This window comes from Desulfobaculum xiamenense, from assembly GCF_011927665.1.
GTDB lineage: Bacteria > Desulfobacterota > Desulfovibrionia > Desulfovibrionales > Desulfovibrionaceae > Desulfobaculum > Desulfobaculum xiamenense.
The window spans coordinates 69051-86978 of record NZ_JAATJA010000002.1 but is presented as its reverse complement, the minus strand read 5'-3'; the positions used below and the strand labels follow the sequence as shown (position 1 = coordinate 86978).

Sequence of the window (17928 nt, the reverse complement as noted above, 5' to 3'; positions counted from 1 at the left end):
CCTCAACCGGACGGTGTGGCCGGGATATACGGATTCCGGATCCGGTCCCCGCGTGGAGTCTTCCGCGCAGGCAGGACCATTCGGACCAATCCCCGCCCGGAGCCTCGCTCCGGCAAGCTTGCGAGGGAGAAGCGTGGAAAACCCGACAATCAGTATTGAACAGGAAATCCAGAGGTCGTACCTCGAGTATTCGCTCTCGGTCATCATCGGCCGCGCGATTCCCGATGTGCGCGACGGACTCAAGCCGGTCCACCGCCGCATCATGTATGCGCAGTACGAACTCGGTAACAGCTACAACCGGCCCTACAAGAAGTCCGCGCGCGTCGTCGGTGACGTCATCGGTAAGTATCACCCCCATGGCGATTCGGCCGTGTACGACGCGTTGGTGCGCATGGCGCAGGAATTCTCCATGCGCGATCCCCTCGTGGACGGACAGGGCAACTTCGGTTCCATCGACGGCGACTCCGCCGCCGCCATGCGATACACCGAGGCGCGCATGTCGCGTCTGGCAGGCGAATTCCTGTCCGACATCGACAAGAACACCGTCGAATTCCGCCCCAACTACGACAACTCGTTGCAGGAGCCGGAAGTTCTGCCCACCAAGGTGCCGAACTTGCTCCTCAACGGTTCGTCCGGCATCGCCGTGGGCATGGCCACCAACATCCCGCCGCACAACCTCGGCGAGCTCGTGGACGCCCTCCAGCATCTGCTGGCCAATCCCGAGAGCACGTCCATGGACCTCATGGCCTTCGTCAAGGGCCCGGACTTCCCGACGGGCGGCGTGGTCTATGCCGGTGACGGCCTCGTGGAGGCCTACACCACCGGTCGCGGCTCCGTGAAGGTGCGCGGAAAGCTCAAGATCGAGGATCGCGGCAAGGGTCTCGAATCCATCGTCATCACCGAGATTCCCTACGCGCTCAACAAGTCCACGCTGGTCGAGAAGATTGCTTCGCTGGTGCACGAGCACCGCATCGACGGCATCGCCGACCTGCGTGACGAGTCCGACCGACGCGGCATCCGCATCGTCATCGACCTCAAGCGCGGCACCATCCCGGACATCGTCGTCAACTCGCTCTTCAAGTACACCGCGCTGGAATCGTCCTTCGGCTTCAACATGATGGCTGTCGTGGACAACCGTCCGCAGCTGCTGACCCTCAAGGACATTCTGCGCCACTTCCTGAGCCACCGGCGCGAAGTGATCATCCGCCGCACCCGTTTCGACCTCGAAAAGGCCGAAGCCCGTGCGCATATTCTCGAAGGCCTGCGCATCGCCCTCGACAACATCGATGCCGTGGTCGAGACCATCCGCAATTCCCAGACGCCGCAGGACGCCAAGGAAGCGCTCATGGCCCGCTTCGAGCTTTCCGAGATTCAGAGCCAGGCCATTCTGGACATGCGCCTGCAGCGCCTCACCAACCTCGAACACGAGAAGCTCCTTGAAGAGTACCGCGATCTGCTTCAGAAGATTGAGTACTACCACAGCATTCTCGAACGCGAGGAAGTGCTCGTCGGCGTCATCCGCGATGAACTGGCCGAACTGCGCAACACCTACGCCACTCCGCGCAAGACCGAGATCGACGATAGTGACCTCTCCGGCATCAACGTCGAGGATCTCATCCCCGACGCAGACGTGGTCATCACGCTGTCCCAGCGCGGATACATCAAGCGCACCGCGCTCGAGAACTACTCGGCGCAGCGTCGCGGCGGAAAGGGCATCTTTGGCGTGCATACCTCCGACGGCGATTTCATCCTCAACTTCCTGGTGACCACGAACCATCAGTACATCCTGCTCTTCACCAATAGGGGCAAGATGCACCGGCTCAAGGTCCATCAGATTCCCGAGGGCAATCGTACCGCCAAGGGCGTGCATATCGCCAACCTGCTGCCCCTCGACAAGGACGAGTTCGTGGCTGCCGCCCTGTGCGTGCGCGAATTCGCCGAGGAACGCAGCTTCCTCTTCGTCACCCGCAAGGGCATGGTCAAGCGCACCCATCAGGAGCTCTACACCAACTGCCGTTCCACCGGCATCATCGCCGTCAGCGTCCGCGATGACGACGACCTGTTGCAGGTTGTGGAAGTGGGCCGCGAGGACGAGATCATCCTCGTGACCAAGCATGGCTACGCCATCCGCTTCAACGTCAGCGACGCCCGCGCCATGGGCCGCGGAACCGCTGGCGTGAAGGGCATCGCCCTGCGTGGTGGCGACGAGGTTGTGGCAGGCGTCGTGGTCACCACCGGCGAGGTGAAGGACATCCTCACTATCTCCGAGAAGGGCTACGGCAAGCGCTCCAGCCTTGACCTCTACCGCCTCCAGACCCGTGGCGGAAAGGGCATCATCACCATGCGCACCACGCCCAAGACCGGCAACCTGCTCGGTGCCATCATGGTCGAGGACGAGGACGACGTGATCATGCTCACCTCCGAGAACAAGATCATCCGTATGACCGTCAACGAAATCCGCAAGGTCGGCCGCGCCACACAGGGCGTGCGCCTCGTCACCATGACCGACGACGACGGCAACGTCGCGGGCTTCGACCTCGTGCGCGATCGCCAGATCGACGACGCGCGCAAGGCTGACGACGAAAGGGAAGATGAGGAATAGCATAGCGGCACTCGTGCTGCTCGTGAGTTCGCTCTGGGCGTGTTCCCCGCAAATCGGCGACGGGCCTCTGGCCCGCGCCGACGGGGAATACGCCCGGGGCAACTACCTTCAGGCGGAAGGTCTCTATCAGGCCTATCTGCAATCCACCCCGCAGGGCGACGAGCGCTGGCGCGTCTGGAATCGTCTGCTCGACATCTGTCTTGTCGTGAACGATACCCCGACCAAGGCCGTGACCATTCTCGAAGCCATGATCCTCGAATTCGCCGATCGCCCGGAGCGTAGCGCCGAACTCACATGGAAGCTCGCCGAGGTGCATACCCGTATGCGCAACTGGGGCAAGGCCGCCGAGACATGGCTGCACCTGCTGACTGAGGAGTCCGTCCCCACCGACAGGCTCTGGGAAATCCACCACAACCTCGGCAAGATCTACCAGTTTCAGGGCCATTACGACCTCGCCCGCGATGCCATGAGCGCCGCCGTGGACAATGCCCCCGATGGCCCGGCCCGGGCCACCTGCCTCTATGAACTCGCGCAGGCCTTCTTCCTGCTCAACAACAACGAGCAGGCGCGAGACTGTTTGCGAAAGCTCCTTGAGGCGCAGGGCGTCGACCCCGAACTCGAAGCCCGCTCCATCTACATGCTCGCCGAAATCGCCGTTGCGCAGGGTGACATCCCCGCCGCGCGCGACCTCTTCCGCTCCATTCTCGAAACCTACCCGAACCCCCGCGCCGTCGAGACGCAACTGAAGCTCCTCCAGTAGCACTGCTGTGCCCTGCCGTATGGTGCTGTGGCTTGGCGTGTCGTTCGTTGACCGATGCAAGCCGTAGGCTCCGCCGGCCAAGGGGCCGCTGGCCCCCTGGACCCCCGACATGCGATGGACGTGGGTGCCCTTGGCGTGCCGTGCGGCTTTGCGCGGCGAAGCCCTAGTGAGGATTGTCAAGGAAATCATTTCCTTGAGTGGGGTCCGGGGCAAAGCCCCGGCCGCCGGAGGCCTTGCCCGCGCAGCGGTGTGGCGCTGTGGCTATCCGTATGGCGCTGTGGTTTGCCGTATCGTTCATTGACCGATGCAAGCCGTAGGCTCCGCCGGCCAAGGGGCCGTTGGCCCCCTGGACCCCCGATATGCGATAGACGTGGATGCTCTTCGTGCGCCGTGCGGCTTTGCGCGATGGAGCCTTGGGCATGATGGAAAAACGTGGACTTTCGCGAAAAGCGTAGGTCCACGTTTTTCTTTTTTCGGCGGGGCTGCGACGGTGCGTGGGGTGAAAGATGCCGTGTGCATCAATGATGTTGCGTGGCCGGGAAGTGCGGTGAAATGTCGCTATGCGTCACAATGTGAAGGCATTCACAATGCGGGGGTTTGTGTTGACGTTGTAATCTGATGCAAATCCATCGGCATGATTCCCACACGATCCGCGACCTATCAAGTGTCGCCTAGCTGACTGTTTTGCGCCGGCAGAGACAGGTTCTTGCTGGTTGCCATGTATTGGCTGTTCGTTCAATCAACGTACTTCCGGCAACCATGATGGGGCCAGCGATCGTTGTGTGGTGCGAGTTTTGGTAATGTGCAACGGATATGGTCGGAAAAGAATGCGGCGTGAGGGTTCACTGACAGTTGCGGTGCTAATATTTGGTGCACGAGGTTGAGCAAGTTTCCAAAGCTTGACACTTTCAACATGACAATCGCATTCAATAATACACTTTATATGTGATGGAACAGACCAAAATCGAAACTTTTGTTGACCTGCATCTGTTCATGTCATAAAAAGCAACCAGAAATCCTGAAATTTCATGATTTCGGGTACTTGTCCCGGTCAGTGGGAGGCCGGGTGGCTGTGGGATACGATTGGCGGAACTTTTTAAACGAGGTCGTCATGTCCAATCTGTTAGTGCTTCTGATTCTTCTTCCATTCGTGGCCGGCCTCGCCTGCTATTTTCTGCGGGCTGGGGTCATTCGGTCACTGGTCGTCACGGTCACGGGCGGCATTCTGGCCGCTGCCTCGATAGCCCTGCTGGCGCAGGGCACGTTCACCTACGCGCCCCCGGCGGGCTGGGGAACGTTCATCGCGGTGGCGGACTTCGCCCTGTTGTTTGTCATTCTCTACTACGCCTTCAAATACAGGAACCTGCTGATCAAGCTGTTCACGGTGTCGCAGATTGTGCTGCTCGGCCTGTTCGAGCTGTTCATGGTCGACCATGCAGCCCCGGTCACCGCGTTCTATGCCGACCAGCTCTCGCTGGTGATGGTGCTTGTGATATCGATTGTGGGATCGCTTATCTGCATCTACGGCATTCCTTACATGAAGGCGCACGAGGAGCATCTCCATCTGGAGATCAGCCGGCAGCCCCGGTTCTTCATGTTCATGGTCCTGTTCCTTGGCGCCATGAACGGCCTCGTGCTTTCCAACAACATCCTGTGGCTGTATTTCTTCTTTGAAGTCACCACCTTCTGTTCCTTTATGCTCATCGGGCATGACGGCACCGAGGTGGCCATCAGGAACAGCGTCCGCGCTCTGTGGATGAACAGCCTTGGCGGACTGGCCTTCGTCATCGGCATGATCTGGGCCTACAAGGTCACCGGCTCCCTTGATCTCCAGCAGATCATCGCCGCCGGTCCCGCCGCCAGCGCCCTGCTCATCCCGCTGGCCTTCATCTGCCTCGCGGGCTTCACCAAGGCCGCGCAGGTGCCCTTCCAGAGCTGGCTGCTGGGCGCCATGGTCGCCCCCACCCCTGTCTCGGCCCTGCTCCATTCGAGCACCATGGTCAAGGCGGGCGTGTACGTGGTCCTGCGCATCGCCCCCGCCTTCGCGGGCTCCTTCGTCTCCGACGGCGTGGCCCTGTGCGGCGCCTTCACCTTCGTCGCCTGTGCCGCTCTGGCCATCAGCCAGTCCAACGGCAAGAAGATCCTCGCCTACTCCACGGTGTCCAACCTCGGCCTGATCATCGCCTGTGCGGGCATCAACACCCCGGCGGCGCTGACGGCGGCCATCCTGCTCATCATCTTCCACGCCGTGTCCAAGTCGCTCATGTTCCTGTGCGTGGGAACCATCGAGCAGGAAATCGGCTCCAGAGACATCGAGGACATGCGCGGGCTTTACGGCCGCATGCCCCGCACCACCATCATTGCGGTGGTCGGCATCCTGACCATGATCCTGCCGCCCTTCGGCGTGCTGATGGCCAAGTGGCTCGCCATCGAATCCGCGGCGGGCAATCTGCTCGTGGTGGTGATGATGGCCCTTGGTTCGGCCCTCACTGTCATTTACTGGGCACGCTGGGCCGGTCTTATGCTTTCTTACCCCGCAGGTGAGCGGCCCACTCCGGAGAAGCAGGACGTGCTCATCCGCATGCCCCTGACCTCCCTCGCCGTTGGCGCGGTGGTGCTCTCCCTTGGCGCTCCGATCATCTACTCCGGACTGGTGCAGCCCCTGTTCCAGGCCCCCCCGCTGGTCAGCTCCGGCGGTATCCTGAGCGGCCCCATGGGCGCGTTTGCAGTGTATCCGCTGTTCTTCATCCTCGGGCTGGGCTTCCTGTACGCGCTGCGCGCGGCCAAGAAGGCGCGGACCCTCAATCCCTCGGCCCCGTACCTCGGCGGTCTGCAGGTCGGTGACATCAAGGACTCCCTGTTCACCGGTCCTATGAATGCCCCGGTGAAGGTCGAGGCTGGCAACTACTACCTGACTGCGGTCTTTGGCGAGAACGTGCTGACCACGCCGGTCAATATCGCCGCCATCGCCCTGATCGTGCTGATGATGGGAGGGGCGCTGTAATGATCACCAAGATTCTGCTGGTATTCATCGGTCTGGTCGCCGCCCCCCTCGCGGGTGGCCTCATCGCCGGTCTCGATCGCAAGGTTACCGCGTGGATGCAGTCCCGTCAGGGTCCGCCCATCACGCAGGCCTTCTACGACGTGGCCAAGCTGTTCGGGAAGGAGAAGATGGTCGCCAACACGTGGCAGGTGTTCTGCGCGTGGGTGTACATGGTCGCCGCGGCGCTGTCCGTGGTCCTGTTCTTCCTTCAGTCGGACCTGCTGCTGATCTTCTTTGTGCAGGCCATCGGCGCGGTGTTCCTCGTCATGGGTGCCATGAGCGTGCCTTCGCCCTACTCGCAGGTGGGCGCGCAGCGCGAGCTCATTCAGGTGCTGACCTACGAGCCGCTGCTCATTCTGGTCTTCGTGAGCATCTACCTCGTGACCGGCAGCTTCAACATCAGCGACATCGTCGCGGTGGAAAAGCCCCTGCTGCTCAAGCTGCCGCTCATGTTCATCGTGCTCGGCTACGCGTTGACCATCAAGCTGCGCAAGTCCCCCTTCGACTTCTCGACCTCGCATCATGGCCACCAGGAGCTGGTGAAGGGCGTGCTCACCGAGTACTCCGGTCCCTTCCTCGGCCTCATCGAGCTGGCGCACTGGTTCGAAACGATCCTCGTCCTCGGCATCTGCGCCCTGTTCTGGACCACCAGCTGGTACGGCATGGCGATCCTTTTGACCGCCACCTACTTCGCCGAGATCGTGATCGACAACACCATGGCCCGCATGACCTGGCGCTGGATGCTCAAGTACGTGTGGAGCATCGGACTGGCCATGTCCTTCGTGAACCTCATCTGGCTGCACGCCGCGAGTTAAGTCATGATCAAGTCATTCATCAAGAAGTCGCGCATCAAGTCTCCGTGGATCATGCACTTCGACTGCGGGAGCTGTAACGGCTGCGATATCGAGGTGCTTGCCTGCCTGACCCCGCTCTACGACATCGAGCGCTTCGGCATCGTCAACGTGGGCAACCCCAAGCACGCCGACGTGCTGCTGGTTACCGGCACCGTTAACCACCGCAACAAGAAGGTCCTCAAGAACATCTACGATCAGATGCCGGACCCCAAGGCCGTCATCGCCATCGGGGCGTGTGGCACTTCGGGCGGCGTGTTCCGCGAGTGCTACAACGTGCTCGGCGGCGTGGATAAGGTCATCCCCGTTGACGTGTACGTCCCCGGATGCCCTGCCAAGCCAGAGGCCATCATCGACGGCGTTGTGCTGGGGCTTCAGAAGTTCGCCGAAAAGGTGGAAGAATCCAACAAGGCATAGCCCCGAGGGAGTGAACCGTGATTGAGAATCTGAAAGAGGTCACCAAGGAGACCGTCGCCAACGAGATACTCATGCTCAAGAACGACGGTTACAGGCTGGTCGCCATGTCCTGCACCGAGCTGGACGAGGACAATGTTGATATCCTCTACCACCTCGACAAGGATCTGGAACTCGTGAACCTGCGCATGAAGGCCGAGAAGGCGAAACCCGTTCCGAGCGTCAGCGGCATCTACTTCTGCGCGATGCTCGCCGAGAACGAGATGCGCGACCAGTTCGCGCTCGGCTTCGATGGCCTGGTGCTGGACTTCAACCGCACGCTGTTCCTCGACGAGGAAATCACCGTGACCCAGGTCCCGCTCTGCAGCAACGTCAAGATCACCAAACAGTAAGGATTCGACATGGCCAAGACGGTAATCCCCTTCGGTCCCCAGCATCCGGTCCTTCCGGAGCCGATCCACCTGAAGCTGGTGGTCGAAGACGAAATCGTGAAGGAAGCGATCCCGGCGCTGGGCTTCGTCCACCGCGGGCTCGAGAAGCTCACGGAAATCCGTGACTACCATCAGATGATTCAGGTTGTGGAGCGCGTGTGCGGCATCTGTTCGTGCATCCACGCCATGACCTACTGCGAGGCTCTCGAAAAGCTCCTCAACCTTGAGGTGCCGGACCGTGCGCAGCACCTGCGCGTGATCTGGTCCGAGCTGCACCGCATGCACAGCCACCTGCTGTGGCTGGGCCTCTTCGCGGATGCCTTCGGCTTCGAGGCGCTTTTCCAGCAGTTCTGGAAGATCCGTGAGAAGATCATGGACATCAACGAGGCCACTGCCGGAAACCGCGTCATCGTTTCCGTCAACGTGGTGGGCGGCGTGCGTGCCGACCTCTCCCCCGAGCAGTGCCGCTGGATTCTGACCGAGCTGGATGAGGCGGAGAAGGCCCTCAAGGAACTCTCCAACACCATCCTTAATGACTACACCGTGAAGTCCCGTACTGTGGGCAAGGGCGTCCTCACCGCCGAGATGGCCATCGCCACCGGCGCGTGCGGCCCGACCCTGCGCGGCTCCGGCGTCGCGCAGGACTGCCGCCAGCTCAAGTACGAGTGCTTTGACCGCATCGACTTCGAACCCGTGGTCTACCCGCAGGGCGATTCGTGGGCACGCTGCGCCGTCCGCTTCGGCGAGACGCTCCAGTCCATCGACCTCGTGCGGCAGGCCATCTCCCGCCTTCCCGAAGGCGATCTGGCCACGCCCTTCAAGGGACATCCCGAGGGCGAGATCGTCCACCGTACCGAGCAGCCCCGCGGCGAGCTCCTGTACTACATCAAGGCCAGCGGCAAGAAGTACCTCGACCGGGTGCGCATCCGCACCCCCACATTCGCCAACATTCCCCCGCTGCTGGCCATGATCGGCGGCATCGAGCTGGCGGACGTGCCTGTCGTGGTCCTGTCCATCGACCCGTGCATCTCCTGCACGGAACGCTAAGGGAGGGCGCACGAAATGCTCAATCTGACTCCGACCGTGCTCAAGAACCTCTTCACGCGCAAGGCGACCCGCCTCTATCCCTTCGAGGTGCGCCCGACCTTCGAGAAGTACCGTGGAGAGCTTGTCAACAACATCGAGACGTGCATCTTCTGCGGCATGTGCTCGCGCAAGTGCCCCTCGCAGTGCATCAGCGTGGACCGCAAGGCCGGAACGTGGGATCTCGATCCCTACGCCTGCATCGGCTGCGGCATCTGCGTGTCCAACTGCCCGGCCAAGAGCCTGTCCATGAAGAACGATCACAAGAAGCCCGTGGCCACCAAGGTCATGATCAAGCTCCAGGGAACCCCTCCCAAGCCTGCCAAGAAGGCCTCCGAGAAGGCCGAGGAGAAGGACTTCCCCGTGGAGGAGACCAAGGTTCAGTAACGGCCTCCTGAAGTGTGGTGACCCATCGACACACGGCCCCTCCGGCATGCCCCCGGGGGGGCCGTCGTCGTTTTTGCGGCGCGGCGGATTGCCTGTCTCGCTTGACGGGGCATCGCACATGTGGAACCGCATGCGGCAGGCAGGCGATCGGTCCGGGCACGCCCAAGGCCGCGTTCCCTGTCTGGTACCGATTCACCCCGAACCAGCCGCAAGGCGGCCCAGCATGATTTCCGAAATGCCCGAATGGTTCCGACTGCGCCTGGCCCTGACGACGCCATTCTTCTGGGTGCTGGTGGTCCTTGGCGCGCCTGCGCTACTTTATTCGCCCGGAGTTGATGTCGCGCTCTGGAGCCTGCCCCTGCGCGCGTTCGTCGAGGAGTTCCTGTTCCGGGGTGTGGTGCAGGACGCGCTGGAGCGCAGGTTCGCCTTGCGCATCGGCATCGTCACCGGCGCGAACCTCTTCGTTTCCCTCCTCTTTGCGCTGGCCCATCTTCCCACGCATCCGCCGCTTTGGGCCGCATTGACCTTCCTTCCCTCCCTCGCGTTCGGTGCGCTCTGGAGCAGGCACCGGAGCGTGACTGCCTGCGCCTTTCTGCACGTTGCCTACAACGTCATGTTCTTCCTCTCCGTCTGATTATTGCGACGAGTCGGATTCAGATATGCGTCCCTTCAGTTTCTGCCTTGCCGTTCGCATGCTTCGCAGGCGAAGTCTTCGTCATGTTAAATCTGTCTTCGTACAATCATTGAAAAGCATTGGAAACTCACGTAATTCAGATTCCTTCATTCATGCGAAGCCTGCTTTGCCATCATCATTGCAGGTATAGCAAAAACGACGGAGCGCCGGATGTACACGGGAAAGTCACTTGCCTTGTTGGTAGCTTCCTCCATGATTCTCTGCCTGTGCGGTACGGCGGGATTGTGCGAATCTGAAACGTCAGCTCCGATGCTCCATATGCACAACATGCAGTTCGATCCGCTGGTCTCGCCACCAATGGAAGACGATGCCGACATGGCGGAGCAACCGGCCACGAGGCGCGCGTTGCGCGCCATGGCACAGGATGATACCTACCACATTATCCAATTCGATGGACCTGTGCGTCAGCAGTGGAAGGACACGCTCACGGCAATGGGCGTTTTGTTTTTCGACTACGTTCCAGAATACGGCTTCATCATCAAGGCGCACTCCGACACATTGCAGGCCATTCGCGACACACCGCATGTGCGGTGGGTTGGCCCGTATTCCGCGTCCTTTCGGCTTTCCGGCCGTATTTTTTCCATTTCTTCTGAACAGCTCGAAATGCAGGGCGGCTCCGTCAGACTGCGCGTGGTCGCTTTTCCGGGGGAAGATGTCTCCCGGCTGCGCGATGCCATCGAGGCGCAAGGCGGCGTGGTGGGGAGCGACTCTACCACCAGACGCGGCGTCATCCTGAACGTGGACTTTCCCTTTGCGAAGCTTGACGGGCTGAAGAGCGTTCCCGGCATCAAGTGGATCGAACCTGCGCCGGAGCCTAAGACGAACAACAATGTCGGTTCGGATATCATCGGCGTCCGTGGCGTGCGCATGGCCAAGCATGAGTCCCTGGGCATCGACCTGTACGGCGAATCCCAGATTGTCGGCATCTGCGACTCGGGTCTGGACACCGGCGGCATTGCCCCGGACCACCCGGATTTTTCTGATGGAAGCGGCGGTAGCCGAGTCCTCGCCAATGTGGTGCTTGGCACCGGTGATGCGGACAAGAGCGGGCATGGAACGCATGTCGCCGGAATCGTTTTGGGGAACGGCATGGCTTCGGGGAGTGATCCGCAACACAATAGCTTTCCCAAAACGTGCTTCGCAGGCATGGCCCCCAAGGCGAAACTCTACTTCCAGACGGTGGGACCGGAATCAGGGGATTCCAGTCTGCCCGGCATTCCTGTCGATCTGTACGATTTGTTTCTGCCTGCGTACGCCGCTGGCGCGCGCATTCATTCCAATAGTTGGGGATCGGCCGGGGTAGGCGAATACACCAGCGAATGCGTCGCCGTGGACGATTTTTTGTGGGACCACAAGGATTTTCTGGTGCTCTACGCGGCCGGGAATGCCGGGGATGATTTCGACGGGGACGGGCGCATCGATTCCTTCGTGCTGGATACCCCGGGCAGCGCCAAGAACTGCCTAACCGTGGGCGCCAGCGAAAGTGTGCGGCTGGATGGCGAGACCGCAACCACGATGTGGTCGGACTATGGATTTCGCACCGCACCGTTCGCGGAGGATGGCATAGCGGACAAGCCCTACGGCATGGCGGCGTTCTCCAGCCGAGGCCCCACGCTTGATGGCCGGTATAAGCCGGAGATCGTTGCTCCGGGGACGAGAATCATCTCCACGCGGTCCAGCGTGGGGGTTCGGGACGGCGTGTTGCCGGAGGAGTATGTTCCTGCGGGCGGGTTGGCGGCCAGCTATTTCTTCATGGACGGCACCAGCATGGCGACGCCGATGACCGCTGGCGCGGCCATCCTGATGCGGGAATATTTGATGACCGTCGAGCATATGCCCGCGCCGTCCGCCGCATTGGTCAAGACGGCGCTCATTCATGGCGCGACGGACATGGCTCCGGGGCAGTACGGGGACGGAGCCATGCGCGAGATGACGAGCTCCCCCAGTCCCGTGCAGGGGTGGGGGCGGTTGCATCTGTCCCGCGCCATGAATCTCGACGACGCCTCCCGCGTGGAATTCCACGACGTGAGCGACGCGGATGCCCCAAGGGATTCGGCCTACGTGAGGACCTTCCCGTTCAACGTCTGCACGCCCGGCGGACCGTTCAGAGCCACGCTGGGCTGGACGGACTACCCCGGTTCCGAAATCGCGGCCGGCGGACTGGTCAACGATCTGGACCTCCGGGTCAGGCGTCCGGACGGTACGTGGATCTATCCTGACAACGCGCGCAACCTTAGTTCGTTGGAGGATGTCCGCTATCTGGATCTGGCGCGTGGCCTTACGACACTCGACGGATATCGGGTTGGCCTGCGCTTCACCCCCACGTTGTATCCCAGTCAGCTGGAGAGCGTCGGCTTCGTGCTGAAGAATGGCGATGATCCCTATGTCTCGGACGTTTCTCTCGTCGTCTATGCCTGGACGGAGTCCGGTGTGGGCCGGGAGCTGTATCGCAAGCATTATGACTTTCTGCGTGCGGGGGACACCGCCTTGCCCATCGGATTGTCCGTGGAGGCGGGCAGTGTGTTCGTCGTGCTGGAGAAGGAATCCGAACTCCTTTCGATACTAGCGACCAACGGCAACCCCACCGGGCGCGGTATGATCAATGATGGCACAGGATGGGCGGTCGCTCCGGACACGCCCTGCATTGTCGGATTCTTCCGTGCGCCCGTGCCGCCCACGAGCTTCGACAGGGTCAACAACACCGTCAGCGTGACCCTCAATGCCGCAGCCGCGGGCGAGTATGTGGTGGAAGTGTCCGCGCACAACATCCCGGTAGGTCCTCAGCCCTATGCGCTGGTGATGAGCGGCCTGCATGGCGATGTTCCTACGACTGGGGAGAACCCCGTCAGCGCCAATCCTGTGCAGCCCGCCGCTCCGGCTCTGACGAGCCTGTCCAGTACGCGAACCAGCGTTTCCGCCGCACAGGTGAACGAGGAAAACGGCACCAGCCTCGAAAGGCTGTACGGCGATATGGTGGAATTCACGGCAACGACCCGCGATGCGGACCAGCTCGTCAGCATGCGTTATGCCGTGAGCAATCTCGACGCGCAGACGGCGGAAACCTTCCGCCTGACAAAGCTCCTTGGCGGTGGACACAGCCGTGCCTTCACCTACCCCAGCTACGAAACGTACGAGGACGGCAACTGGTGGCTGACCGATGCGCACGGCGGCTTCATCGACCCAGTGCGCGTGCTCGACCCCGAAGCGACCTACTACGTCGTATCCGTCGTGAGGGACAATGGTCCCTTCGATATGGACCCTGCCGCGCGAAGCGTGAAGGACCCGCAGGTGTTGAGCGGTGTGGTATCCAGCGGGAGCGCTGGCGGCAGCGGTGGCGGTGGAGGCGGATGCACCGTGGGCGGCGGGAGCGACGTCGGTACCGCGCTGCTTCTTCTTGCCGCCCTCGTGATCGTGATTCGAAGGACGCGCGCATTGCGCCAATAGTTCTTGCGACGGCCGCTCCGTAACGGGGCGGCCGTTTTCCTTTTCTCCGCCGCGTAATCGACCAGGCCGCCGCGCGCCGTCACGTCGTCTTTTCTTCTCTTTGCTCTCCCGTTGCGGGTTTCTCTCCTCGTGCGCGTTCGGCGGGTGTATCATCGGCAGTGTCCAGACCTTCACCCGCCGAGGTATCCATGCTCGAAACCAGCCTTGCGCTCATCGCGTCACAGAGTTTCTGCGTTCTCGCCACGTCCAACGGCGACAGGCCCCACACGTCGCTTATGACCTATGTCCCCTCGGCGTCCCGTCGCAGCCTGTACATGGTCACCGCCAGAGAAAGCCGCAAGTGGCGAAACCTTTTCGCCAATCCAGAGGCGAGCCTGCTTATCGACACCAGGGTGGAACACCCGGAGCGGCGGGAACGCCCGGCCATCTGCGCCCTCACCGTCTCCGGGCTCGCCGTGGAAGTGCACGACATGGCGGAGCGGCAGGCCGCGAAGGATGCCCTGCTTGCGCGAAATCCGGCGCTTGCCATGTTTTTCGATACGCCGGACTGCGTCCTGTTCCGGGTGGACGCGCGTAGCCTGCTGCTTCTGTCTGGCGTGGCAGATGCCTTTCACCATGAATTCCCGCCGGAGTGATGGCGGAAAGGGACTCGCGCACCCGCTAGGAAGGCCGGGCCACCCTGTGTTCGTAATGTTCGTTTCATATGTAACATCACGGAATAATGGCAAAAGTTATCGACATCTCCGCCTTGGCGGATGGAGGCGAACGCTTCTGGTTCAGCCGCGGCGTATCCAGCTGCGCTGCACCCGCAAGGCCGCCTCTGCACAATGGTCTGCACAAGATGTGTGCGCTGATGTGCAATAATGTGCACCGCTTTTTGCACAAGATGTGCATCCATGTGCACCTGCGAATCTCTGGACATTATAGAGGAAATATATAAATTGCTGGAATTGTTTGATTTTTGAGTTTGGCACGGCGTCTGCATAAGAGAGGGCAAGAAGACGATGACGACAGATCGTCTTCCCACAGCCACCTCCCAAGCTCTCTTCACTCTTTACCGTGCGAGCGGTGCGGCGGCAGCGATCATCCCCCTTGGAAGCCGCCGCACCGACGAGATACCCCTCCCTTGGTTTGAACGGATAGAAAGCCTCCTTCCTCTCAGTGGCGGCCGGGGCCGGCGACAACCCCGGCCGCCACCTTGTGTGTGCGCCACGCGGCGCGCCCCTCCCCCACCCCCCTGTTCCCTTTTCCGGCATTCCCGCAAGGACTCTGCCCCTGCCCAAATGTTCCCATCATTTCACGTTTTTTGGGTGCCTCCTCTAACAGTCCGTGATTGTTGAATCGAATATCATAGCGCCAAGCGCGGATATTCCTCTCGGGGGTGACAGCGCTTTCGAAGCCGGGTATGGGCACATGTTCCGTGCCGAATGGACGGCACCCGCCCCGATATCCCCACAAGAACGGACCACGGATGCACATCGACGACACAACACGACACATTGCGGATTCCAGCGCCCTGCACATACTGCGGCGGACCGCTTTTCTTATCGCCTTCATCATCATGACCCTCGGCCCCGCGTATGCCGGGGAGACTGCCGATGCCCCCATTTCGACCAACGCCCCGCGCGACGGCGTCGTGCGCTCCGGCGACACCATCTCGTCCATGCTGGGCGATGTCCTCGGAGCGTCGGAAATTCACGCCTTCGCGCAGGCCTGCAAGGGCGTCTTCTCCCTGAATCGTCTTCGTGTCGGCCAGACCTATGTCCTGACTACCGATGCCTCGGGGTTTCGCGCCTTTCGCTATGACATCGACGACTGGGAGCAGTTGGTGGTCGAGCGCTCCGGCGACGGGTTCGCTGCCCGGACCGTGCGCGTCCCCGTTGATGTGCGCGAGGACACGCTTATCGGCAGTGTCAGCGTTCCCAACGGTTTCTCCAGTGCGGTATCCGTAGCCGGCGGCGACCGCGATCTGGCCCTCATGGTGGCCGACATCTTCGCCTTCCGCTTCAACGCGTGGAAGGACCTGCGCCCCGGCGCCGCCTTCAACATCCTCGTGGAACGCAAGTTCCGCAGGGGAGCCTTCGTCGGCTTCGGTCGCGTGCTCGCCGCCACCATCTTCACGCCGGGTACGGTTCACGAGGCCTTCTGGTATCGGAGCGCGGACGGGCGGGCCTCCTACTACACGGCCGAGGGCGAGAATCTGCAACCCTACCTGCGCGCGCCGCTGGAAAGCTACACGCTGGCCTCCGGCTATGCCTCGAACCGCCTGCATCCCGTCACCCGCCGCTGGCAGCCGCACTACGCCATCGACTACGCCGCCCCGCGTGGAACCCCCGTCTACGCCGCCTGCGACGGCGAGGTGGAGCGCATCACGCAGGACCGCAAGGCCGGGCGGCACATCGTTATCCGTCACGATGGTGGCTACGAGACCATGTACCTGCACCTCAACGCCGTCGCCGAAGGTCTGGAGGAAGGTCGCCGTGTCGTGCAGGGCGAGATTATTGCCTTTGTCGGCAGCACGGGCTTCGCCACCGGTCCGCATCTGGACTTCCGGATGCGCAAGGACGGCCGGCTGGTCAACCCGCGCGGCAAGCGCACGCTCAGCGCACCGCCGTTGGCCCAGAACGAGCGCCGTTTCCTGCGCCATGTGGTTGTGGCCTGCCGTGCGCGCATGGGCACCACGTCCGTCGCCATGCGGCCCATGACCGACACATCCCTCTAGATCGAATCCGCGCCCTATCCGCCATTTCTCCCCGTTTCCGTAGGCACGCGCCGTGTGGCGTGCTATGGTTGGCGATGCGAATCGCTATACGGGGAGGTTCCGCAATGAGATGTTTTGCTCTTCGCGTCATGACGGCGCTGTGTCTGGTGTGTCTCGTGGCGCATGCCGCCTTCGCCGAGGAGGGCGCGTCGCTCACGGCGCTGCACAGCGGCGTCGAGTTCGGCTATGCCTACGCCAACGTTCGCTACCGCGAGCCGGGGTTGATGAAGGAAACGGGCAGCCTGCACGGTGTTCAACTGCGCGGTACCTACCACTGCTCCGCAGGGTGGATGGGACGCGGCGAGATGGAATACTTGGGCGGCGGACTCGATTATGACGGGCAGACGCAGGCAGGCGCGCCGCGCGAGAGCGACACCGAGGATTCGCTGTTTCAATTGCGCGCCCTCGTGGGCTACGACATTGACCGCGGGGACTGGGCGCTGACGCCGTTCATCGGCATCGGCTATCGCTACTGGTTCGATGATATTGAGGGCAGCGGCGGGTACGAGCGCGAAATCCGCCAGCTCTATTCGCCCGTCGGTGCGGAGCTGGCCTTCGTGCGCGGGAAGTGGCGCTTCGGCCTGTGCGGCGAGTACGACATCTTCTGGGGCGGCCGCGTGAAGAGCCGCCTGAGTCAGGCCGTTTCCGGCCTCGACGATGCGCGCAACGATCAGGACATGTTCGACGGCTACGGCCTGCGCGGGGCCGTGTTCGTCGCTTACACCTTTGACGGCTTCGGCGTCGTGGTCGAACCCTACATCCGGTACTGGGACATCGACGAGTCCGACTCCGACGAGGTGAGCCTCGGCGGCGCGCCGTATTCGACGGTTGTCGAGCCGGAGAACACGACACGCGTGTACGGCGTGGCCGTTCGCGTCAGCTTCTGAGGGTGCGATTCCCGTTTCTCCAACGCTGACAGTTGTCCGCATTTCCCAGCCCGGAGGCGGGAAAGTAAAAAATCTGAAAAAAGTGCTTGCCAAGGGTATGGGGTTTGGCTAAACACAGGTCTCCAACGGGGGCCACGGTAGCTCAGTTGGTAGAGCAGGGGACTGAAAATCCCCGTGTCCGCAGTTCAATTCTGTGCCGTGGCACCATTCGAAAGCATGCCCTCACGCGAAAGCGTGAGGGTTTTTTCGTTTTGTGCGTTCGCCATCCTGTCCGTGTCCCCTGCCCTCTTCTTGATCTGGCGGTCTGTTGCGCCGAGGCATTTCGGGGGCAAACCGTGCGGAAATGACCCCTTGTATATAAGCTCAACAATATCAGTATGTTGAATTTACATGCCGCGTCCACTGCGCGTTCGTGTCCCACGTCCGCGCGGGGCGCATGCCTTGCCGATGCGCATGGATGGCGGCTTTCGTCTTGTCGGGCTGGGGTACGGGGATTGCAAGCAACCCCGCGCCATTCCATGCGGTTTCACGGAATGGTTGCTTCGAAAACGACAAACGATGGACTCGTGCG

The 17928-nt window shown here is 61.7% G+C and carries 13 protein-coding genes and 1 tRNA gene; all 14 read left to right on the top strand.

The features are described 5' to 3' along the window. Positions 1-133 precede the first annotated feature (133 nt). The 14 genes from gyrA to GGQ74_RS08250 all read left to right on the top strand — a co-directional run bounded on the left by gyrA (position 134) and on the right by GGQ74_RS08250 (position 17564). The gene (gene gyrA, locus GGQ74_RS08315; RefSeq protein WP_342448602.1) at positions 134-2602 is read left to right on the top strand and encodes a DNA gyrase subunit A; all 2469 of its coding nucleotides are present in this window, start codon (positions 134-136) and stop codon (positions 2600-2602) included. Beyond that, the gene (locus tag GGQ74_RS08310; RefSeq protein ID WP_167941111.1) at positions 2592-3362 is read left to right on the top strand and encodes a tetratricopeptide repeat protein; all 771 of its coding nucleotides are present in this window, start codon (positions 2592-2594) and stop codon (positions 3360-3362) included. Before gyrA ends, GGQ74_RS08310 begins: the two co-directional genes overlap by 11 nt. 1111 nt (positions 3363-4473) lie before the next feature. Further along, positions 4474-6366, top strand: coding sequence for an NADH-quinone oxidoreductase subunit 5 family protein (locus GGQ74_RS08305; protein ID WP_167941110.1), 1893 nt, complete (start codon positions 4474-4476; stop codon positions 6364-6366). After that, complete coding sequence (locus tag GGQ74_RS08300) at positions 6366-7220, top strand: respiratory chain complex I subunit 1 family protein (RefSeq protein WP_209280138.1); 855 nt, start codon at positions 6366-6368, stop codon at positions 7218-7220. The genes GGQ74_RS08305 and GGQ74_RS08300 overlap by 1 nt, the downstream gene beginning before the upstream one ends. A 3-nt stretch (positions 7221-7223) precedes the next feature. Continuing rightward, positions 7224-7673 carry an NADH-quinone oxidoreductase subunit B family protein gene (locus tag GGQ74_RS08295; protein ID WP_167941109.1) on the top strand — a complete coding sequence of 150 codons (450 nt, stop codon included), beginning with the start codon at positions 7224-7226 and terminating at the stop codon, positions 7671-7673. A 17-nt stretch (positions 7674-7690) separates the two neighbouring features. After that, a complete protein-coding gene (locus GGQ74_RS08290) occupies positions 7691-8062 on the top strand; it encodes an NADH-quinone oxidoreductase subunit C (RefSeq protein WP_167941108.1) in 372 nt (123 codons plus the stop codon). A gap of 9 nt (positions 8063-8071) precedes the next feature. Next, positions 8072-9148 carry a hydrogenase large subunit gene (locus GGQ74_RS08285; RefSeq protein ID WP_167941107.1) on the top strand — a complete coding sequence of 359 codons (1077 nt, stop codon included), beginning with the start codon at positions 8072-8074 and terminating at the stop codon, positions 9146-9148. Positions 9149-9163: 15 nt separating this feature from the next. Continuing rightward, a complete protein-coding gene (locus tag GGQ74_RS08280) occupies positions 9164-9571 on the top strand; it encodes a 4Fe-4S dicluster domain-containing protein (RefSeq protein WP_167941106.1) in 408 nt (135 codons plus the stop codon). Positions 9572-9794: 223 nt separating this feature from the next. Continuing rightward, on the top strand, positions 9795-10205 hold the full coding sequence (gene mrtJ / locus GGQ74_RS08275; protein WP_167941105.1) for a JDVT-CTERM system glutamic-type intramembrane protease MrtJ: 411 nt from the start codon (positions 9795-9797) through the stop codon (positions 10203-10205). 318 nt (positions 10206-10523) lie between these two features. Further along, positions 10524-13709: a S8 family serine peptidase gene (locus tag GGQ74_RS08270; RefSeq protein WP_167941104.1), complete on the top strand. Its 3186-nt coding sequence runs from the start codon at positions 10524-10526 to the stop codon at positions 13707-13709. Between the two features lie 188 nt (positions 13710-13897). Further along, entirely contained in the window at positions 13898-14344 is a 447-nt protein-coding gene (locus GGQ74_RS08265; protein WP_167941103.1) for a pyridoxamine 5'-phosphate oxidase family protein, read from the top strand. Between the two features lie 836 nt (positions 14345-15180). After that, the gene (locus GGQ74_RS08260; protein ID WP_167941102.1) at positions 15181-16431 is read left to right on the top strand and encodes a M23 family metallopeptidase; all 1251 of its coding nucleotides are present in this window, start codon (positions 15181-15183) and stop codon (positions 16429-16431) included. Between the two features lie 104 nt (positions 16432-16535). Next, on the top strand, positions 16536-17357 hold the full coding sequence (locus GGQ74_RS08255; RefSeq protein WP_167941101.1) for an autotransporter domain-containing protein: 822 nt from the start codon (positions 16536-16538) through the stop codon (positions 17355-17357). Between the two features lie 131 nt (positions 17358-17488). After that, a tRNA-Phe gene (locus GGQ74_RS08250) sits at positions 17489-17564 on the top strand. The last annotated feature ends 364 nt before the right edge of the window (positions 17565-17928 follow it).